The following is a 20,370-nucleotide window of genomic DNA, read 5'->3' on the forward strand; positions in this document are numbered from 1 at the left end:
TTCGCGAGCAGGCTCGCTCCCACATTGATCGCATTTCAATGTGGGAGCAAAAGTTAAAGGGCTAGCTGGCGGCGCAGCTCGGCGAGTACCGGCGCGGTATCCGGGCGTACGCCGCGCCACAGCAGGAACGCCTCGGCCGCCTGTTCGGCGAGCATGCCCAGACCGTCCATCGCCAGCGCCGCGCCGTGCTCAGTCGCCCAGCGGCAGAACGCGGTCGGTTCCTTGCCGTACATCATGTCGTAGCACAGGGTCTGACCCGGCTCGATCAGGCTTGGCGCGATCGGCGGGACGTCACCGGTCAGGCTGGCGGAGGTGGCGTTGATGATCACGTCCACCGGCTCGCGCAGCCAGTCGAAACCACTGGCCGACACCGGCCCGAGATCGCCGAACAATTCCGCCAGCAGCTCAGCCTTGTCCACCGAGCGATTGGCGATGATCACCGAGGCCGGTTTCTCTGCCAGCAACGGCTCCAGCGCACCGCGCACCGCGCCGCCGGCGCCGAGCAAAAGGATGCGCTTGCCGGTCAGGCTGAACCCGGCATTCACCGTCAGATCGCGGACCAGGCCGGCGCCATCGGTGTTGTCGCCGAGCAGTGAACCATCTTCCAGTTTGCTCAAGGTGTTCACCGCACCGGCGCGCTGCGCGCGGGCGGTCAGGCTGTTGGCCAGCCGGTAAGCGTCTTCCTTGAACGGCACTGTCACGTTGGCGCCGCGGCCTTCGCGAAAGAATGCCGTGGCGCAGCCGGCAAAATCATCCAGCGGCGCCAGCAGCGTGCTGTAGTCGAGGCGCTGGCCGGTCTGTTCGGCGAACAACTGGTGAATCATCGGCGACTTGCTGTGGCCAATCGGATTACCGAAAACAACGTAACGATCCATCACCCGTCCTCAGGCCTCGGCCAGCCAGTCACGATCCTGCAGGAAATACTCGGTCAGACGCGCTTCTGCGCTGCCAGGTTCGGCCTTCCAGTCATAGCCCCAGCGCACTTGCGGCGGCAGCGACATCAGGATCGATTCAGTGCGGCCACCCGACTGCAAGCCGAACAGCGTGCCACGGTCGTAAACCAGGTTGAATTCGACGTAGCGGCCACGACGGAATTCCTGGAATTCGCGCTGCTGTGCGGTGAACGCGTCATTCTTGCGCCGCTGCACGATCGGCAGGTAGGCCTCGATGTAGGCGTCGCCGATGGCGCGCATGAAGGCGAAACTGGTGTCGAAGTCCCATTCGTTCAGATCATCGAAGAACAGACCGCCAATGCCGCGCGGCTCATGACGATGCTTGATATGGAAATAGGTGTCGCACCAGGCCTTGTAACGCGGATAGACGTCCGCACCAAACGGCGCACAGGCTTGCTCGGCGACGCGGTGCCAATGAATGCAGTCTTCTTCAACGCCGTAGTACGGGGTCAGGTCGAAACCGCCGCCGAACCACCAGACCGGTTCTTCGCCTTCTTTTTCAGCAATGAAAAAACGCACGTTGGCGTGGGAGGTCGGCACATGCGGGTTGTGCGGGTGGATCACCAGCGACACGCCGAGCGCCTCGAAACCACGCCCGGCCAGTTCCGGCCGATGGGCACTGGCCGACGGCGGCAGACCGCTGCCGAACACGTGGGAAAAGTTGACCCCGCCCTTTTCAATCAGCGTGCCGTTTTCCAGCACGCGGGTGCGCCCGCCACCGCCCGCCGGCCGGGTCCAGGCGTCTTCGACGAAGCATTTGCCGCCGTCTTCGGTTTCCAGTGCAGCGCAGATGCGGTCTTGCAGATCGAGCAGATAGGCCTTTACGGCGTCGGTGCGGGTCGTCATGGCTTCACCTTGAATCGGGCGGCGCCCCGGCAGGCGGGCGGCGCAAATGGGCGCGTAGCATACCATCGCAGACCGGCGCGCCGCAGTTGACGAAGATCAAGCAGGGGAGTTGGATAGAGGGCTTAGCAACGACCCAAGGAGAGCAGGCAGATGGCAAAGCGTATCCAGTTCCGCGCCCACGGCGGTCCCGAAGTGCTCGAATATGTAGACTACGAACCCGCTGCGCCCGGGCCGAATCAGGTGCGCGTGGCCAATCAGGCGATCGGCCTGAACTTCATCGACACCTATTACCGCAGCGGCCTCTATGCGCCGCCCGCGTTGCCGTCCGGGCTGGGTTCGGAAGGCGCCGGCACGGTCGAAGCGGTGGGCGGCGACGTCACCCGGTTCAAGGTCGGCGATCGCGTGGCATACGGCAGCGGCCCGCTCGGCGCCTATAGCCAGCTGCATGTTCTGCCGCAGGACAATCTGGTGCACCTGCCCGATGAAATCAGTTTCGAAACTGCCGCCGGCGTCATGCTCAAGGGCCTGACCGTGCAATACCTGCTGCGCCAGACCTACCCACTGCAGGGCGGCGAAACCATTCTGTTCCACGCCGCAGCCGGTGGCGTCGGCTCGCTGGCCTGCCAATGGGCCAAAGCGCTGGGCGTGAAGCTGATCGGCACCGTCAGCTCGAAGGAGAAAGCCGAGCTGGCCAAAGCCAACGGCGCTTGGGCCACCATCGACTACAGCCATGAAAACGTTGCCGAGCGCGTGCTGGCACTGACTGACGGCAAGAAAGTCCCGGTAGTGTATGACGGCGTCGGCAAGGACACTTGGCTCACGTCTCTGGACAGCGTCGCACCTCGGGGCCTGGTCGTGAGCTTCGGCAATGCTTCCGGCGCGGTCGATGGCGTCAATCTGGGCATTCTTGCCGCGAAGGGCTCGTTGTACGTCACCCGGCCTACGCTGGCGACCTACGCTAACAACGCCGAGAACCTGCAACGCATGGCCGACGAGCTGTTCGAGATGATCATCAGTGGCAAACTGAAGGTCGACATCAGCCAGCGCCATGCACTGGCGGATGCGGCGAAAGCACAAACTGAACTGTCGGCACGGCGCACGACCGGTTCCACGATTCTGCTGCCATAACGCTTCAAGTTGATACTCGGTGAACTCTTCCATGAGTTCGCCGAGTATCTTGCGGCTATATCAAGTACATCTTGCGGTGAAGTTTCTTCGCCGCTGGTCTACGACCGGCGAACTTCCTGCGCAACTTCTTCGATTCATATACGAGCCATTTCTCAGCCCACTCTTCAATCACTGGCGGATCAATACTGACGGTTAAAAACATCACGATACTCCGGCTGATGCGCGTTCATGTTCACAGGCTGATCCAGGGCCATCAGGATTTGTCGCCACTCGGCAGACAACAGCCAATAATCGCCCCGGGCACGCTGCTCGATATGCATTGCCTGCGAAGCGATCGGTGTCAGGCCGAAGCGCTGATACATTTGCCGCTGTGGCGATCTGCACAAGGCCGTGACTCCCTGATATCCGCGATCAATCGCCCATTCCGCAGCGGTGGCAAGCAGACCATTGACCGACACCGGCCGGTGCTGCTGGGAATGGGTGATCAGACGGCTGAACTCGACGTGGCGCGCCAATGCCACAGTGGGAGACACATGATGCTGCGCCAGTGAAGCCCATTCGAAGGGCGCCGGAGTTGCCCGCAGCACCGCAATAAGCTGATCACGCTGATACAACAAGAAGTGCGTGCTGCGTGAGGTGATCGCCAGTCGAGTTTCCAGCGCCCGGGCTCTGGAGGTGAGCATGTAATGCTGCAATCGCAGGCGAAACTGTCGATTGATGAAGCGTTCAAATTCCCCGGCATCCGATCCTGCCTCGACAATGGCCACACGATAGTCGGCCTGTTGATTCTTGAGTGTCTCCTGAAAGCCCTGCAGATAATCCTTGAGGTGTAAATCGGTAATATCCATTACTTCTCCGCAGCCATTAATATTTCGAAGTTGCTTCAAGCACATTGAAAGAATGGATGCTTTTGGAAATCTCGCCACTGCACGCGTTCTGAGAATCACGTGGGAAAACTTACAGATATTTCAGACTCAAAGATTCGTCTGACGCATGAAAGAACAATGGCAACGGATAAGTTTTGAACGAATGCAGGAATAAAGTGCGGGCATGCGCAGAACTCCTCGTCGACGCCGAGGAGTCCGCAAAAAAATAAAAAGAATGGCGTCAGTCAGGACGAACGACGTTACCGGTGGCCAGGTCGCGGATCACGCTGGGATTCTTGCGCCCGCCAAGGCTGCCGCCCAGCACCAGATCGACCTGACCACGGAAATACTGCTCGATGCGCAAACGCGTGCGCGCCGGCGGTCGCCCCTGGGGGTTGGCCGATGTGGAAATCAATGGCCCGACCAGCGAGCACAGGTCGCGCACCTGCGGGTGATCGCTGACCCGCAGCGCCACGGTGTCATGCACGCCTGTGACCCATTCCGGCAACAGGTTCTGATGCGGCACCAGCCAGGTGTTCGGCCCCGGCCAGGTACTGGCCATGCGGTCGATCCAGTCCTGCGGGAAGTCCTCGAAGAGGAAATCGAACTGGCGGATGTTGTCGGCGACCAGGATCAGCCCTTTGCTCACCGAGCGATTCTTGATCGCCAGCAAGCGGTCCACCGCGTCTTCATTCCACGGGTCGCAACCCAGCCCCCAAACGGCTTCGGTTGGATAGGCAATCACCGCGCCGGCGCGAACTTCACGCGCGGCTTGTTGCACACGCCAACTGTTGACCATGAAAAAACTCTCCCACAAACAGGTTTCGCGCAGTTTACCGATCTTCCTCGTAAAACCTAGCTCGACCGCGCCAGCCAGCGACCGTTTTCGCATACCGCACGGCCTTCGATTTCCAGCTCGGTCAACGTTGCCAGCACCTTCGGCAACGGCCAGCCACAACTCGCGGCCAAGGCCTCGCTGGTGTGCGGCGCCGCGTGCAGCAGCGCCAGCAACGGGTGATCGGCCTGCACCGCCGCTGTGGATAGCAACGGCTGCTGCCAGCCGCGCAGGGCTTCGAGGATATGTTCGATAGTCTCCACCAGCACCGCCCCGTCGCGAATCAATTGGTGACAACCGCGCGCGCCGGGGTGATGGATCGAGCCCGGAATGGCATAAACCTCGCGACCCTGTTCGGCTGCCAGCCGCGCGGTGATCAACGAACCGCTGGCAACACTGGCCTCGACCACCAGCACGCCGAGGGACAACCCGCTGATGATGCGGTTGCGCCGGGGGAAGTTGCTCGGGCTCGGCCCGGCGTCCAGCGGGAACTCGGAAAGCACCGCGCAACCCGAGGCGATCATTGCCTCAGCCAAGCGTTTATTGCGCTGTGGATAAAAATTCTCCAGGCCCGTGCCAAGCACCCCCACGGTCAACCCGCCAACGTCCAGAGCAGCCTGATGGGCAGCGGCATCGATGCCCAGCGCCAGACCACTGTTGATGACAAAACCGGCTCCGGCCAGACTGCGGGAAAACGCAGCCGCCGTGTCCATGCCCGGACGCGAAGCGCGGCGGCTGCCAACCATCGCCAGCTGCGGCTTCTCCAGAATCGACGGATCGCCGGCGACGAATAACAGTGGCGGCGGATCGGCAATTTGCGCCAGCAACGCTGGATAATCCGCCTGGTCCCACATCAGCAAATATTGACCGGGACGCTCTAGCCAGCGCATGGCGTGGCTGGCGCCGTCGCGCACTGTCGGACAACGCCGTGCTTCGGCACAGGCCGCCGGCAATCCCAGCGAGCGCCAGGCACTGGCCGGCGCGCTGAGGGCTTTCGACGCCGAGCCGAAGGCTTCGAGCAACTTGGCAAAACGCTTGGGGCCGATATCCGGCATGCGGTGCAGGCGCAGACGCGCTTCCAGTTCCGCCGGGGAAATGGCAGTGCTGACAGGCAACATGAATGGATCATCCTTGATCGTTCTATGCTCCGAACCATTCGGAACAAGCTGTGGATAACTCTGTTGGTAACTTGTTAAGCAAGCTTACGGATTTCGCACCTTGTCGAGCACCGCCAGCGAGCGTGAAGCATTGAGGACCAGGCCGTAACTGAGCTTGTCGTAGGTGCGGAACACCATCAGCAGACCGGCGCGTTCATCGGGAATCTTCAGCGGCTGGCCGGTGATCCGGTCGCGCACCGTTTCGCCGGTTTTCATGACCGCCAGAACATTGCCTTCGGCGAGGCCGTCGCGCTTGCCCTTGTTCAGGGTGACCACGTCCATCACACCGATCTGCGTAACGCCGCGCGGCACGTCAATGATCAGGCCGTCGATGGAACGCTTCGGCGCGCTGGGCATGAAAGTCGAATTGATCGAACGTTCTTCACCGCCGAAGAGGCGGTCACCGAGCCGTACCTCCTGAGTGGTGCGTTGCAGGGCGAGGGTGGCGACGTCGCCTTCGGTGGCAACAATCTCGCCGCCGCCGATATCGTCGGCGTTGATGCCGAGAAACTCCTTGGTCTGCGGGTCGGTGTAGACCTTGCCCTGGCGGAAGATGCCGTAGACCGGTTGTTCCGGATCGAAATGGCCACGAGCGAAGATGCGGTCACCGGTACCGCTGAGCACCCGTTCGGCATCGCCGGCGACGATATACGGCGCCTGGTCGAAGTCTTCGGCCTTGTCGACGATGCGGTTGCTCAGCAGAAAGCTGTTGATCGATTTCAGCGGAATGCTCGGAATCGCCTCGGCCACCGCGCTGGTACGAATCCGTGGCGAGAGCTTGATGGTGCCGCGCGACTCGCCACGATTGACGGTCAGTTGCGGCTGGCCGTTGACGTAGCTCAGCGTCAGCGTGTCGCCGGGATAGATCAGGTTGGGGTTTTCGACCTGCGGATTGGCCCGCCACAATTGTGGCCACTGCCAGGGCTCGCGCAGGTATTTGCCGGAAATGTCCCAGAGCGTGTCCCCGGAAACCACCGTGTATTGCTGTGGAAAACCATCCCTGAGTTGCACTTGCCCTTGCGCGGCGCCGGCCGAAGCCAGAAGCAGCAGGGCGAGTAGTGTTTTCCTCATGCAGTGAATCCCTTTATCATGTGCATTCGCGTGAATCGTCAGAGCCCCCGTGGCTCGCTTCTGTTTTTCAGAAGCTACGCTTCACAACGGTAGCCTGCATCCTCGGACCCGCCAGGCCATCGACCCGACTTTACTCAACGTGTGCAGCAAGCGAAGCCTATGGCCATTTTAAACATCCTCGAATTTCCGGACCCGCGTCTGCGCACTATCGCCAAACCAGTGGCTGTAGTGGACGACGAAGTGCGTCAGTTGGTCGACGACATGTTTGAAACAATGTATGAAGCGCCGGGCATCGGCCTCGCCGCGACCCAGGTCAACGTGCACAAACGTATCGTCGTGATGGACCTGTCCGAAGACCGTACCGAGCCACGGGTGTTCATCAACCCCGAGTTCGAACCGCTGACCGACGAGATGGACCAGTATCAGGAAGGCTGCCTCTCGGTACCGGGCTTCTACGAAAACGTCGACCGCCCGCAGAAGGTCAAAATCAAGGCGCTGGACCGCGACGGCAAGCCTTATGAGCTGATCGCCGAAGGTCTGCTCGCGGTGTGCATCCAGCACGAATGCGACCACCTCAACGGCAAATTGTTCGTCGATTACCTGTCCACGCTCAAACGCGACCGGATCAAGAAGAAGCTGGAAAAGCTGCACCGCCAGAACGCTTGATGCCCCTCTTCAAAGGCTTGCTGCGGCAAGCCTTTTTCTTTTTATGAGACGCCTTTCATGACTGAGCCACTGCGCATTGTTTTTGCCGGTACCCCGGAATTCGCCGCCGAACACCTCAAGGCCCTGCTGAGCAGCCCATACGAGATCGTCGCGGTCTACACCCAGCCGGATCGGCCGGCCGGCCGTGGGCAAAAACTGATGCCGAGCCCGGTCAAACAACTCGCCCTGGAAAATAATATCCAGGTGTTGCAGCCGCCGACCTTGCGCAATGCCGACGCCCAGGCAGAGCTGGCCGCGCTGAAGCCGGATCTGATGGTGGTGGTCGCTTACGGTTTGATCCTGCCGCAAGCGGTGCTGGATATTCCGCGTCTGGGTTGCATCAACAGCCATGCGTCGTTGCTCCCGCGCTGGCGCGGTGCGGCGCCGATTCAGCGCGCGGTCGAACACGGCGATGCCGAAAGCGGTGTGACCGTGATGCGCATGGAAGCCGGTCTCGACACCGGACCGATGTTGCTCAAGGTTGTCACTGCGATCAGCGCTGAAGATACCGGCGGCACCCTGCATGATCGCCTCGCCGAGATGGGGCCGCCCGCAGTGGTGCAGGCGATTGCCGGTCTGGCTGCCGGCACCCTGCAAGGTGAGGTGCAGAATGACGAACTCGCCACCTACGCACACAAACTCAACAAAGACGAAGCACGCATCGACTGGAGCCGTCCGGCGGTGGAGCTGGAACGTCTGGTCCGCGCCTTCAATCCATGGCCGATCACCCACAGCACACTCAATGGCGAAGCGTTGAAAGTGCTGGCCGCCACCGTGGCCGAAGGCACTGGCGCTCCGGGTGAAATCCTCAGCGCCAGCAAGGACGGCCTGATCGTCGCCTGCGGTGCACAAGCGCTGTGCCTGACCCGCCTGCAATTGCCCGGCGGCAAGGCGCTGAACTTCAGCGACCTGTTCAACAGCCGCCGCGAGAAGTTCGCCGTCGGCAGCGTGCTCGGCGCAGCGGTGGACTCACAATGAATCCGCGTCTGGCCGCCGCCAAGGCTCTCGCTGCCGTACTCAGCGGCAAAGCCTCGCTGAACAGCTCCCTGCCGACGCAACTGGACAAGGTCGAGGATCGCGATCGCGGTTTCACTCAGGATCTGGCCTTCGGCACCGCGCGCTGGCAGCCACGCCTGTCGGCACTGGCGGAAAAACTCCTGCAGAAACCGTTCAAGGCCGCCGACGCTGATGTCGAGGCGTTGCTGCTGGTTGGTCTGTACCAATTGCTCTACACCCGCGTGCCGGCCCACGCCGCCATCGGCGAAACCGTCGGTTGTGCCGACAAGCTGAAAAAGCCCTGGGCCAAAGGTCTGCTCAACGCCGTGCTGCGAAATGCCCAGCGCGAAAGCGAGACGATCTTCGCCGAACTGGAACGCGACCCGGTGGTGCGCACGGCCCACCCGCGCTGGCTGCAAAAATCCCTGAAGGCTTTCTGGCCGCAACAGTGGGAAGCCATCTGCGCAGCGAACAACGCGCATCCGCCAATGATCCTGCGGGTCAACCGCCGTCATCACGGCCGCGATGCTTATCTTGCGTTGCTGGGCGAAGCCGGGATCGCCGCGACGCCGTGCGTTTACAGCCGCGACGGCATCGTCCTTGAAACCGCCGCCGATGTGCGCAGCCTGCCGGGTTTCGCCGAAGGCTGGATCAGCGTGCAGGACGAAGCCGCGCAACTGGCCGCCGACTTGCTCGATCTGGCGCCGGGCCAGCGGGTGCTCGACGCCTGCTGCGCCCCTGGCGGCAAGACCTGCCACATCCTCGAAGCCGAACCGGCGTTGGCCGGGGTGGTGGCGGTGGATCTGGAGGCCAAGCGTCTGGTGCGCGTAAAGGAAAACCTCGAGCGCCTCGGCCTCGACGCTGAACTGATCGCCGCCGACGGTCGCGATATCGACAAATGGTGGGACGGCAAACCGTTCCAGCGCATCCTCCTCGACGCGCCATGCTCGGCCACCGGGGTGATCCGCCGCCATCCGGACATCAAACTGACCCGCCAGCCCGACGACATCGTCACGCTCGCGCAACTTCAAGGCGAACTGCTCGACGCCATGTGGAAAACCCTCGAAGTCGGCGGCATCCTGCTCTACGCCACGTGCTCGACGCTGCCGACCGAGAACACCGAAGTCATCGCCGCGTTCCTCGAGCGCACCCCCGGCGCGCGGGAACTGGATCTGGCCACCGCGGCCGGCATCAAGCAGCCCCATGGTCGCCAGTTGCTGGCCCAGCAGGGCGGGCATGACGGCTTCTACTACGCCAAGCTGATCAAGATCGCCGCCGCGCGCGGCTAAACGGATTCATGGAGTGACTGGATGAAAATCATCATCCTCGGTGCGGGACAGGTCGGCGGTTCGCTGGCCGAACATCTGGCCAGCGAGGCCAACGACATCACTGTGGTCGACACCGATGGCGAGCGGCTACGCGACCTCGGCGACCGCCTCGACATCCGCACCGTGCAGGGCCGGGGCTCACTGCCGTCGGTGCTGCGCCAGGCCGGTGCCGACGACGCCGACATGCTGGTCGCGGTGACCAACAGCGACGAGACCAACATGGTCGCCTGCCAAGTCGCGCACACGCTGTTCCACACGCCGACCAAAATCGCCCGGGTGCGCGAAGCGTCGTATCTCAATCGCGAGGAACAGCTGTTCCAGAACGAAGCGATTCCGGTCGACGTGCTGATCAGTCCCGAGCAGGTCGTGACCAATTACATCAAACGCCTGATCCAGCATCCCGGCGCCTTGCAGGTGATCGACTTCGCCGAAGGCGCGGCGCAACTGGTGGCGGTGCGCGCTTATTACGGCGGGCCGCTGGTCGGTCAGCAACTGCGCCAGTTGCGCGAGCACATGCCGAACGTCGAAACCCGCGTGGCGGCGATCTTCCGCCGTGACCGGCCGATCCTGCCTCAGGGCGACACGGTGATCGAAGCCGATGACGAAGTGTTCTTCATCGCCGCCCGCGAAGACATTCGCGCGGTGATGAGCGAAATGCGCCGCCTCGACGAAACCTACAAACGCATCGTCATCGCCGGTGGCGGACAGATCGGCGAGCGCCTGGCCGAGGCCATCGAAAGCCGTTATCAGGTGAAGATCATCGAGATGAGCCCGGCGCGCTGCCGCTACCTCTCCGACACCCTCGACAGCACCGTGGTCTTGCAGGGCAGTGCCTCGGACCGCGATCTGCTGCTGGAAGAGAACATCGCCGACGCCGATATCTTCCTCGCCCTGACCAATGATGACGAAGCCAACATCATGTCGTCGCTGCTGGCCAAACGGTTGGGGGCGAAGAAGGTCATGACGATCATCAACAACCCGGCCTACGTCGATCTGATCCAGGGCGGCGACATCGATATCGCCATCAGCCCGCAACTGGCGACCATCGGCACTTTGCTTGCCCATGTGCGTCGAGGCGATATCGTCAGCGTGCACTCACTGCGACGCGGCGCGGCGGAAGCGATCGAGGCGATTGCCCACGGTGATGCGAAATCGAGCAAGGTCATCGGCAAGCCGATCGAGAAGATCGGCCTGCCGCCCGGCACCACCATCGGCGCGGTGATCCGCAACGAGAAAGTGATCATCGCCCACGACGACACGGTGATCGAAGCGGGCGACCACGTGATTCTGTTCCTTGTGGATAAAAAGCATATTCGCGATGTGGAGAAGCTGTTTCATGTGGGGTTGAGCTTTTTCTGAGGTTGATCGTTCCCACGCTCAGCGTGGGAATGCAGCCCGGGACGCTCTGCGCCCCATAAGCGGACGCAGAGCGTCCATTGAGGCATTCCCACGCGGAGCGTGGGAACGATCACTCAAACGAGGTTGCAAAAAATGCTCGAATCCCTGGAAAAAATGCTCGCCAAGGGTGTGGATAACGCTCTGCTGCGCTTCGGTCTGGGCAAGGGTTATCTGGATTTGGGTGAAAACTCCAAGGCTGCCGAGCATTTTCAGCGTTGTGTCGCTTTCGATCCGAAATACTCAGCGGCGTGGAAGTTGCTGGGCAAGGCGCAGCTGGCGCTGGGCGATCACGCCGCTGCGCGCCAGGCCTGGGAACAGGGCCTGGAAGCGGCCCGCGCCCATGGTGACAAACAGGCCGAGAAGGAGATGACGGTATTCCTGAAAAAGCTCGAGCGGCAGGCGCCTTGAGCTACCGAATGAGCAAGGCGAGCCCGTCTGCATCAACCGTCACCCCATCGAAGTTGCTCAGTACCAGCGCGCCTCGCCCGGCGGACGCTTCTTGAAGCGTTTCATGCTCCACATGTACTGGCTCGGATACGCCGCAACATAACGTTCCACTACCTTGCTCATCGCCGCGCAGGACTCTGCGGTATCGGTGCTGTACATCGCTTCGGGCGCGGCTTCGAGAATGACTTTGTAGCCCGAGCCGTCAGGCAGGCGCAGCGCATGCAGGAACACACCGACCGCTTTGCCGCCGGCCAACATGTTCGGCACAAATTTGCTGGTCAGCGCCTGTGTGGCGAAGAACGGCACGAAAATCCCGGCGGATTCGGCCGGTTCCGGGTCGGCGGGAATGCCCACGGCACCGCCCTTGCGCACTTCCTTGATGACGCTGAGAATGCCTTCCTTTGTCGACGCTGCGACCTTGTTGCCCAGCTGCACGCGCTGTTTGCGCAGCAATTCATCCACTGCCTTGAGCTTCGGCGGACGGTAGAAAATGATCGGTTTGCACTGGCTGCAATAGAAGTGGTTGAGCACTTCCCAGTTGCCGAGGTGGCTGGTGATGCCGACCACGCCTTTGCCCGAGGCCAGCGCGTCTTTCAACACATCAAGGCCTTCGACTTCACGGACCAGATCGATCGAGCGCTGCGCCGGCCAGATCCACGCGCAGGCGCTTTCGGTCAGCGACTTGCCGATGTCCTTCAGACTCTGCCCGACCAGACGCTCACGTTCGGCCGCATCCATCTGGGGAAAACACTTGGCGAGGTTGATCCGCACCACGTCGCGGGAACGGTTGGGGGTTTTCCACATGATCCAGCCGATCGCCGACCCCACGGCCTGCACGGCTCGCCATGGCAGCAGGGCAAACAGCCGCAGAGCGCCTACCAGCAAGGCGCCTTTAAACTTTTCCACAGGTCACTCCTGATCTTTGTGCTGTGCGCGAGGCGGGCATTCTAACCGGCGTTGGCGAGCTGCGCGTAGCGGTCGCAATCCTGGGTGTGGTCCATGACCATGCCCGACGCCTGCATCAGCGCGTAGCAAATGGTCGGACCGACGAAGGTGAACCCGGCTTTTTTCAGCGCCTTGCTCATTGCCAGCGCTTCCGGGGTGATCGCCGGGACTTCGCTGCGATCCTTGAAATGATTGATGATCGGTTGGTCGCCCACGAACGACCAGAGCAATGCCACCGGATCCTCCAGCGCCAGCCACGCCTGGGCGTTGCGTCGGGCGGCGTTGAGTTTCAGGCGATTGCGGATGATGCCCGGGTCGAGCATGAGCTCGTCGATTTCGGCGTCACTCATCTGCGCCACGCGCTGCACGTCAAAGCCGAACAGCACCTCGCGATAGCGCTCACGTTTGCGCAACACAGTGATCCACGACAGCCCGGCCTGGAACCCTTCGAGCAAAAGCAACTCGAACAAACCCTGCGCATCGCGTAGCGGCGTGCCCCACTCCTGGTCGTGATAAGCCATGTACAGCGGATCTTCGGTACACCAAAAGCAGCGTGGCATAAGGCTCCAGGGGGCGTGCGCAGCAACGAATCGGGTATACTCCCGCTCTTTAAATCGCAGCCCAAGAAACAGGTGAATTTCGTGAGCCAGCCTACGCCAGCCGTGCGTACCTTCCAAGACTTGATCCTCGCGCTCCAGCAATACTGGGCCGAGCAAGGTTGTGTGGTACTTCAGCCCTACGATATGGAAGTAGGCGCCGGCACTTTCCACACCGCGACCTTCCTGCGCGCCATCGGCCCGGAAACCTGGAACGCCGCGTACGTGCAGCCAAGCCGCCGTCCGACTGACGGCCGTTACGGCGAAAACCCGAACCGTCTGCAGCACTACTACCAGTTCCAGGTCGTGCTCAAGCCGAACCCGGACAATTTCCAGGAACTGTACCTGGGCTCGCTCAAGCATGTCGGCCTCGACCCGCTGGTGCACGACATCCGCTTCGTCGAAGACAACTGGGAATCGCCGACCCTCGGCGCCTGGGGTCTGGGCTGGGAAGTCTGGCTCAATGGCATGGAAGTCACCCAGTTCACCTACTTCCAGCAAGCGGGCGGCATCGAGTGCTACCCGGTGACCGGCGAGATCACCTACGGTCTCGAGCGTCTGGCGATGTACCTGCAAGGCGTCGATTCGGTCTACGACCTGGTCTGGGCTGACGGCCCGTTCGGCAAAGTCACCTATGGCGATGTGTTCCACCAGAACGAAGTGGAGCAGTCCACCTACAACTTCGAACACGCCAACGTCGACAAACTGTTCGAGTTGTTCGACTTCTATGAAAGCGAGGCCAAGCGCCTGATCGAACTCGACCAGCCGCTGCCGTTGCCGAGCTACGAAATGGTGCTGAAGGCGTCGCACACCTTCAACCTGCTGGATGCGCGCCGGGCGATCTCGGTGACTGCGCGTCAGCAATACATTCTGCGCGTGCGCACCCTGGCGCGTTCCGTTGCGCAAGCCTACCTGCTGGCACGCGCCAAGCTGGGCTTCCCGATGGCGACCCCGGACCTGCGTGACGAAGTACTGGCCAAGCTGGAGGCTGCACAATGAGTGCGCAAGATTTTCTGGTTGAACTGGGCACCGAAGAACTGCCACCCAAAGCCCTGAACACTTTGGCTGATGCGTTCCTCGCCGGTATCGACAAGGGCCTGCAAGCCGCCGGCCTGAGCTACGAAAGCAAAACCGTGTATGCCGCGCCACGTCGTCTGGCCGTGCTGATCACTGCGCTGGCCACTCAGCAGCCGGATCGCAGCATCAACCTCGATGGCCCGCCACGTCAGGCCGCGTTCGACGCTGATGGCAATCCGACTCAGGCCGCCCTGGGCTTCGCCAAGAAGTGCGGCGTCGAGCTGAGCGAAATCGACCAGAGCGGTCCGAAACTGCGCTACAGCCAGAACATCGCCGGCAAGCCGACTGCGAGCCTGCTGCCGACCATCGTCGAAGATTCGCTGAACGACCTGCCGATCCCGAAACGCATGCGTTGGGGTGCGCGCAAGGAAGAATTCGTGCGTCCGACCCAGTGGCTGGTGATGCTGCTCGGTGACCAGGTCATCGACTGCACGATCCTCGCGCAGAAGGCTGGCTGTGAATCTCGTGGTCACCGTTTCCACCATCCCCAAGCCGTACGCATCGGTTCGCCGTCGAGCTACCTCGCCGACCTGCGTGCCGCGTATGTATTGGCCGATGCCAACGAGCGTCGCGAGATCATCAGCAAGCGCACCGAAGAGCTGGCCACCCGTCAGGAAGGCACGGCGATCGTTCCGCCGGCATTGCTTGACGAAGTGACCGCGCTGGTCGAATGGCCGGTGCCGCTGGTGTGCTCGTTCGAGGAACGCTTCCTCGACGTGCCGCAGGAAGCGCTGATCACCACCATGCAGGACAACCAGAAGTACTTCTGCCTGCTGGATGCCGACGGCAAGTTGCTGCCACGTTTCATTACCGTGGCCAACATCGAAAGCAAAGACCCGCAGCAGATCATCGCCGGTAACGAGAAAGTGGTTCGCCCACGCCTGACCGACGCCGAGTTCTTCTTCAAGCAGGACAAGAAGCAGAAGCTCGAAGACTTCAACCTGCGCCTGCAAAATGTGGTGTTCCAGGAAAAACTCGGCAGCGTCTACGACAAGGCCGAGCGCGTTTCCAAACTGGCCGCGTACATCGCCGCACGCATCGGCGGCAACGCCTCGTGGGCTGCCCGTGCGGGCCTGCTGTCGAAGTGCGACCTGGCCACCGAAATGGTCGGCGAGTTCCCGGAGATGCAAGGTGTCGCCGGTTACTACTACGCCCTCAATGACGGCGAGCCACAGGATGTCGCGCTGGCACTGAACGAGCAGTACATGCCACGCGGTGCCGGTGCCGAATTGCCGGCGACCCTGACCGGTGCAGCCGTCGCCATCGCCGACAAGCTCGACACTCTGGTCGGCATCTTCGGTATCGGCATGCTGCCAACCGGCAGCAAAGACCCGTATGCCCTGCGCCGTGCGGCACTGGGCGTGCTGCGGATCCTGATCGAGAAACAACTGGATCTGGACCTGAACGACGCCGTGGCTTTCGCGGTGAATGCGTTCGGCGGCAAGGTCAAGGCGGCCGGTCTCAACGAAGCCGTGCTGGAATTCATCTTCGACCGTCTGCGTGCGCGTTATGAAGACGAAGGCGTCGACGTCGCCACCTACCTGTCGGTACGTGCACTGAAGCCGGGTTCGGCGCTGGACTTCGACCAGCGTGTGCAGGCGGTGCAGGCCTTCCGCAAACTGCCGGAAGCGGCAGCGCTGGCGGCGGTGAACAAGCGCGTATCGAACCTGTTGAGCAAAGTCGAAGGCTCGGTACCGACCGTGGTCGAAGCCAAGTATTTCGACAACGCCAACGAGTTCTCGCTGTATTCGGCAATCCAGCAAGCGGATCAGGCCGTGCAGCCAATGGCCGCGGCGCGTCAGTACAACGAATCGCTGGCACGCCTGGCGGCACTGCGCGAGCCGGTCGATGCGTTCTTCGACGCGGTGATGGTCAATGCCGACGATGCCAATGTGCGGGCCAACCGTTACGCGCTGCTGGCGCGTCTGCGTGGCCTGTTCCTCGGTGTTGCCGACATTTCGCTGCTGGGTTGAGGGATTGCTGTTGAAACTGCTGATTCTCGATCGTGACGGCGTGATCAATTACGACTCCGATGCCTACATCAAGTCGGTGGAGGAGTGGATTCCGTTGCCCGGCTCGATCGAAGCGATTGCGCAGTTGAGCAAGGCCGGCTGGACGGTGGCGGTGGCCACCAACCAGTCGGGCATTGCTCGCGGCTATTACGACCTCGCCACCCTCGAGGCCATGCACGCGCGCCTGCGCGAGCTGGTCGCGGAGCAGGGCGGTGAAGTCGGTTTGATCGTGTATTGCCCGCATGGCCCGGACGAAGGTTGCGATTGCCGCAAACCGAAACCGGGAATGCTCAAAACCATTGCCGAGCATTACACGGTGCCGTTGACCAACGTCTGGTTCGTCGGCGACAGCCTTGGTGACCTGGAGGCCGCCAAAGCCGTCGATTCACAGCCAGTTTTGGTGAAGACCGGGAAAGGCGAAAAGACTCAGGGCAAAACCTTGCCGGTTGGCACCCTGATTTTTGACGATCTGGCGGCGATTGCCGCAGAACTTATCCACAACTAGAGTACTTCTGAATTTCCTGGCCAGGGATTGCTCGGGAGTGCGCTTGAACAGTCGGGGCATTGCCCCGTAACGGTAACCGTCGCCATGTCGATACTGCGGGCCTTCAGAATCTTTGTTTTTTATCTGCTGCTGGGCACAACAGCGTTGCTGTGGTGCAGCCTGAGCTTTTTCATCGCGCCGTTTCTGTCCTTCAAGGCGCGCTATCGTTTCATCAACGTGTACTGGTGCCGTTGCGCCCTGTGGCTGACCAAGGTTTTCCTCGGCATCCGCTACGAAATCAAAGGCGCGGAAAACGTGCCGGACCGGCCCTGCGTGATTCAATCGAACCACCAGAGCACATGGGAGACGTTCTTTCTCTCCGCTTATTTCTCGCCATTGAGCCAAGTGCTCAAGCGCGAATTGCTTTACGTGCCGTTCTTCGGCTGGGCCATGGCCATGCTGCGCCCGATCGCCATCGACCGCGACAACCCGAAGGCCGCGCTCAAACAAGTCGCGGCCAAAGGCGACGAGCTGCTCAAGGATAACGTCTGGGTGCTGATCTTCCCCGAAGGCACACGAGTCCCCTACGGCACTGTCGGAAAATTCTCCCGCAGTGGCAGCGCATTGGCGGTGAATGCGGCGCTTCCGGTGCTGCCGATTGCACACAATGCCGGCAAATTCTGGCCAAAAATCGGCTGGGGCAAACAGTCTGGAGTGATCACTGTGGTCATCGGCGAACCGATGTATGCCGAAGGCAGCGGGCCGCGCGCCATCGCTGATCTGAATGACCGTGTGCAGGCATGGAACGAGAAGACCCAGCGCGAAATGGGCTCGCTGCCACCGGCGCCACAGGCACCGGCCGCGAGTGATCAACTGGCTGTCTGAATTTTGTGGATAACCTGTGTACGCTTTTGCTTCAAAAGTCCGTGGTCGTTTTGTAACTTATTGATTTTCATCGATATTTTTAAATCGATAAGTTGAACGAAATCCGTGCATAAGTTTTATTCGGATGTAAAAAAACCGGTCGTTATAGCCGGTTTTTTTGTGCCCCTTTTTCATTCAGCAATCAGCGGCAACTCGATGCGGAATGTGGTTCCCGCGTCGACCACGCTGCGACACTCGATTGTGCCGCCATGATGATCAATCACGGCTTTGACCATCGACAGACCCAGGCCTACGCCGTCGATGCCCTGGGCGGAGGAGAAACGCCGATATTGGCTGAACAGGTCAGGCAATTCATCGGCGGCAATGCCCTTGCCCTGATCGGACAATTCGCAGCGCAGCCACTGCCCATCACAGCTGACCGTCAGTTGCACCGTGCTGTCTGCCGGGCTGTACTTGATCGCGTTTTCCAGCAGGTTAAACAGGGCGCGCGTCAGCAGACTCTGATCGGCGAGTAACAACCGCTCTTGGCATTGCTCATCGACCTCGTTGAGCAGCTCGATGCGTTTCTGCTGGGCGATGGGCAAGGCCTGATCGAGGACGTCCAACACCAGCATCGCGAACAATGTCGGGCGGAACTGGTAGGTCTCGGACTCAGCCCGCGCCAACAATACGAAGCCATCGGTCAGATCCAGCGCGCGGCGCACCTGACGCTCAATCTGCTCGAACAGCGGCGCATCAGCACCCGCCTGGTGACGATGCACATCCAGCAGGGCGAGGATCGCCGAATGGGGGGCGCGCAGGTCGTGGGAAAGAAAACGCAGCAGCACGCCGCGCTGCTCCTCGGCCGCACGCTCGGCACTAAAGTCCGTCAGGCTGAGCAGCCAACCGATTGGCGTATCGCCGTCGACCGGCAGCAGCGCCGCTCTTTCCAGGCGCAGACTGCGCTCTTTGTGATCGCGAAATTCCAGCAGCGGCAGGGTGGCCAGCGGCGGTCGCGGCGCTGTGGATAATTCCGGATAGCCGAGCCGCGCCAGTTGCTCGAGTACGTCATCGCCCACCAGCGAATCTTCGAACAGTTCGCGCGCCTTGCGATTGCCCAGCAGAATCTTGCCCAGCGGATCACTGATCAGCGTCGCCACCGGCAGGTATTCCAGGCCATCGGCAATGAACCGCCGGGTGTCGCGGGTGCGGCTCATGGCTTGTTCGAGCGCCATGATCTGGCCCTGCAAACGGTCGGCACCGGTGAAGCGGGTCCGGCGGCGTTCTGGGAAGACTTTCGGTTCGCTGTCCAGACGTGCCAGCTCCCAGCCGAAATAGGTCAGCACCACGCTCAGGCGTCGCCAGTTCCAGATCAGGTAACCGAACAACATCCCCAGCGCTGCTGGCGTTGGCGACCACCAGTAGCGGACTTCGGCCAGGAGGGCGCTGGCAATCAGCGCACAGGCCATGCCGATCAAGGTGACCCACAGCGCCCAACGCGGCCGCCACAGCAACAATCCCAGCACACCCGCGACCATCGCCACGGACAACAGCGCGCCGGGCGCTGGCGACGGATTATGCAGATTGATCTGGGCGCGATGAGACAACAAGGCAGTCAGCGGCAACAGCACTAGACTTATCCACAACCACTCGCGCACCAGCCGGCGGAACAGACGCTGGACCTGGCTCGGCTCACGACTTTCACGTCGGCGTTGAGTGTTATGCATGAGGCACAGGGCAGGGCAGTGGGAATGGTTTCATAGGTCTCAGGTCTAAGGCGTAGACCCGAAGAATCATAGCGGACGTCGACCACCGACGGGCTGCTTCTTTCATCGCGGCCGGGGAGTCGTTATTGTCGACATCCCAGCCCCAGCGACAAGGAACACCGCCGATGCGCGTTGCCATTCTGGACGACGAACCCGCCGAACTGCGCCGGGTCGAGCAAACCCTGGAGCAAATGGCCGAAGCTGGCGAACAGCCGTGGTCACTGCACAGCTTCGAGCGCGGCGAAGACTTGTTGCGCCAGTTGCGCCGGGAAACCTTCGACCTGTTGATTCTCGATTGGCAACTTCCTGATCTCACGGGCCTGGCACTACTGCGCTGGACCCGCGAACACATGGACGCGCCACCCGCTGCAATCATGCTCACCAGCCGCGATGGCGAGAGCGATATCGTTCAAGCCTTGAATGCCGGGGCCGACGATTATGTCAGCAAGCCGTTTCGCCCGAATGAGTTGAAGGCGAGGGTGGCTGCGGTATTGCGTCGGCATAGTCAACCGCGCAGCGCGGCGGGCGAAGTACAGACGTTTCACGATCTGACTTTCGACGATGCCGAACTGACCGTCACCCGAGAAGGCAAACCGATCCTGATGACCGAACGCGAATACCGCTTGGCGCGCTGCCTGTTCAGCAACCTGGGTCGACCATTGTCGCGGGATTATCTGTACGAGCGCTTCTGGCCGAACGAAGAGACGACTTCCTCACGGCCGCTCGACACGCATATCTACCGATTGCGCAACAAGCTCGGGCTGACAGCGGATCGGGGTTGGCAGTTGCTGACGATTTATGGGTATGGGTATCGGTTGGAGAGTGTCGGCACTGGGAATGAGTGAGGCCAAAAAAACCCCGGCATTGGCCGGGGTTTTTCATGAGCGGGTAGCAAT

The 20,370-nt window shown here is 61.4% G+C and carries 20 protein-coding genes; 11 read left to right on the forward strand and 9 right to left on the reverse strand.

The genetic code is table 11. The features are described 5' to 3' along the window. Positions 1–53: 53 nt before the first annotated feature. The gene (gene aroE / locus JWU58_RS00455; protein ID WP_123441926.1) at positions 54–875 is read right to left on the reverse strand and encodes a shikimate dehydrogenase; all 822 of its coding nucleotides are present in this window, start codon (positions 873–875) and stop codon (positions 54–56) included. A gap of 9 nt (positions 876–884) precedes the next feature. Next, positions 885–1,799, reverse strand: coding sequence for an oxygen-dependent coproporphyrinogen oxidase (gene hemF / locus JWU58_RS00460; RefSeq protein WP_071173933.1), 915 nt, complete (start codon positions 1,797–1,799; stop codon positions 885–887). 150 nt (positions 1,800–1,949) lie between these two features. Between hemF and JWU58_RS00465 the strand changes: the two genes are divergently transcribed. Further along, positions 1,950–2,927: a quinone oxidoreductase family protein gene (locus JWU58_RS00465; RefSeq protein WP_206421317.1), complete on the forward strand. Its 978-nt coding sequence runs from the start codon at positions 1,950–1,952 to the stop codon at positions 2,925–2,927. A 179-nt stretch (positions 2,928–3,106) separates the two neighbouring features. Here the strand turns inward: JWU58_RS00465 and JWU58_RS00470 are convergent, their stop codons facing one another. The 4 genes from JWU58_RS00470 to JWU58_RS00485 form a co-directional block, all read right to left on the reverse strand. Beyond that, positions 3,107–3,775, reverse strand: a complete 669-nt coding sequence (locus JWU58_RS00470; protein WP_125927328.1) for a hypothetical protein — start codon at positions 3,773–3,775, stop codon at positions 3,107–3,109. A 259-nt stretch (positions 3,776–4,034) separates the two neighbouring features. Then, complete coding sequence (gene tsaC, locus JWU58_RS00475; protein ID WP_039757175.1) at positions 4,035–4,592, reverse strand: L-threonylcarbamoyladenylate synthase type 1 TsaC; 558 nt, start codon at positions 4,590–4,592, stop codon at positions 4,035–4,037. A 56-nt stretch (positions 4,593–4,648) separates the two neighbouring features. After that, on the reverse strand, positions 4,649–5,746 hold the full coding sequence (gene dprA, locus JWU58_RS00480; protein WP_206421318.1) for a DNA-processing protein DprA: 1,098 nt from the start codon (positions 5,744–5,746) through the stop codon (positions 4,649–4,651). 84 nt (positions 5,747–5,830) lie between these two features. Further along, the gene (locus JWU58_RS00485) at positions 5,831–6,856 is read right to left on the reverse strand and encodes a LysM peptidoglycan-binding domain-containing protein (protein ID WP_123441922.1); all 1,026 of its coding nucleotides are present in this window, start codon (positions 6,854–6,856) and stop codon (positions 5,831–5,833) included. A 159-nt stretch (positions 6,857–7,015) separates the two neighbouring features. On the opposite strand from JWU58_RS00485, the gene def reads away from it, so the two are divergent. The 5 genes from def to JWU58_RS00510 all read left to right on the forward strand — a co-directional run bounded on the left by def (position 7,016) and on the right by JWU58_RS00510 (position 11,691). After that, positions 7,016–7,522, forward strand: a complete 507-nt coding sequence (gene def / locus JWU58_RS00490; RefSeq protein ID WP_016772378.1) for a peptide deformylase — start codon at positions 7,016–7,018, stop codon at positions 7,520–7,522. 57 nt (positions 7,523–7,579) lie between these two features. Next, on the forward strand, positions 7,580–8,539 hold the full coding sequence (gene fmt, locus JWU58_RS00495; RefSeq protein WP_206421319.1) for a methionyl-tRNA formyltransferase: 960 nt from the start codon (positions 7,580–7,582) through the stop codon (positions 8,537–8,539). Continuing rightward, entirely contained in the window at positions 8,536–9,846 is a 1,311-nt protein-coding gene (gene rsmB / locus JWU58_RS00500; RefSeq protein WP_206421320.1) for a 16S rRNA (cytosine(967)-C(5))-methyltransferase RsmB, read from the forward strand. Before fmt ends, rsmB begins: the two co-directional genes overlap by 4 nt. 21 nt (positions 9,847–9,867) lie before the next feature. Beyond that, positions 9,868–11,244, forward strand: a complete 1,377-nt coding sequence (trkA, locus tag JWU58_RS00505) for a Trk system potassium transporter TrkA (RefSeq protein WP_016772381.1) — start codon at positions 9,868–9,870, stop codon at positions 11,242–11,244. Positions 11,245–11,376: 132 nt separating this feature from the next. Then, positions 11,377–11,691, forward strand: a complete 315-nt coding sequence (locus JWU58_RS00510; protein ID WP_110599673.1) for a tetratricopeptide repeat protein — start codon at positions 11,377–11,379, stop codon at positions 11,689–11,691. A 57-nt stretch (positions 11,692–11,748) separates the two neighbouring features. Here JWU58_RS00510 and JWU58_RS00515 read toward each other — a convergent pair whose 3' ends face one another. Together JWU58_RS00515 and JWU58_RS00520 are read right to left on the reverse strand one after the other, a co-directional pair. Next, positions 11,749–12,636 (reverse strand): lysophospholipid acyltransferase, encoded by an 888-nt coding sequence (locus tag JWU58_RS00515; protein ID WP_024014955.1) that lies wholly within the window; start codon positions 12,634–12,636, stop codon positions 11,749–11,751. Positions 12,637–12,677: 41 nt separating this feature from the next. Further along, positions 12,678–13,235: a DNA-3-methyladenine glycosylase I gene (locus JWU58_RS00520; RefSeq protein ID WP_024014954.1), complete on the reverse strand. Its 558-nt coding sequence runs from the start codon at positions 13,233–13,235 to the stop codon at positions 12,678–12,680. Positions 13,236–13,316: 81 nt separating this feature from the next. Here JWU58_RS00520 and glyQ point away from each other — a divergent pair, with 81 nt between their 5' ends. The 4 genes from glyQ (at position 13,317) to JWU58_RS00540 (ending at position 17,729) form a co-directional block, all read left to right on the forward strand. Then, positions 13,317–14,270 carry a glycine--tRNA ligase subunit alpha gene (gene glyQ, locus JWU58_RS00525; protein WP_003187265.1) on the forward strand — a complete coding sequence of 318 codons (954 nt, stop codon included), beginning with the start codon at positions 13,317–13,319 and terminating at the stop codon, positions 14,268–14,270. Continuing rightward, positions 14,267–16,321 carry a glycine--tRNA ligase subunit beta gene (gene glyS, locus JWU58_RS00530; protein WP_016772385.1) on the forward strand — a complete coding sequence of 685 codons (2,055 nt, stop codon included), beginning with the start codon at positions 14,267–14,269 and terminating at the stop codon, positions 16,319–16,321. Before glyQ ends, glyS begins: the two co-directional genes overlap by 4 nt. Before the next feature lie 4 nt (positions 16,322–16,325). After that, positions 16,326–16,865: a D-glycero-beta-D-manno-heptose 1,7-bisphosphate 7-phosphatase gene (gene gmhB / locus JWU58_RS00535; RefSeq protein WP_164488352.1), complete on the forward strand. Its 540-nt coding sequence runs from the start codon at positions 16,326–16,328 to the stop codon at positions 16,863–16,865. An 84-nt stretch (positions 16,866–16,949) separates the two neighbouring features. After that, positions 16,950–17,729 carry a lysophospholipid acyltransferase family protein gene (locus tag JWU58_RS00540; RefSeq protein WP_137214499.1) on the forward strand — a complete coding sequence of 260 codons (780 nt, stop codon included), beginning with the start codon at positions 16,950–16,952 and terminating at the stop codon, positions 17,727–17,729. Positions 17,730–17,899: 170 nt separating this feature from the next. Here JWU58_RS00540 and JWU58_RS00545 read toward each other — a convergent pair whose 3' ends face one another. Beyond that, entirely contained in the window at positions 17,900–19,435 is a 1,536-nt protein-coding gene (locus JWU58_RS00545) for a sensor histidine kinase (RefSeq protein ID WP_206421321.1), read from the reverse strand. 164 nt (positions 19,436–19,599) lie between these two features. Between JWU58_RS00545 and JWU58_RS00550 the strand changes: the two genes are divergently transcribed. Next, positions 19,600–20,319: a response regulator transcription factor gene (locus tag JWU58_RS00550; RefSeq protein WP_024014949.1), complete on the forward strand. Its 720-nt coding sequence runs from the start codon at positions 19,600–19,602 to the stop codon at positions 20,317–20,319. Positions 20,320–20,370: the final 51 nt, after the last annotated feature.

Source organism: Pseudomonas atacamensis, from assembly GCF_017167965.1.
GTDB lineage: Bacteria > Pseudomonadota > Gammaproteobacteria > Pseudomonadales > Pseudomonadaceae > Aquipseudomonas > Aquipseudomonas atacamensis.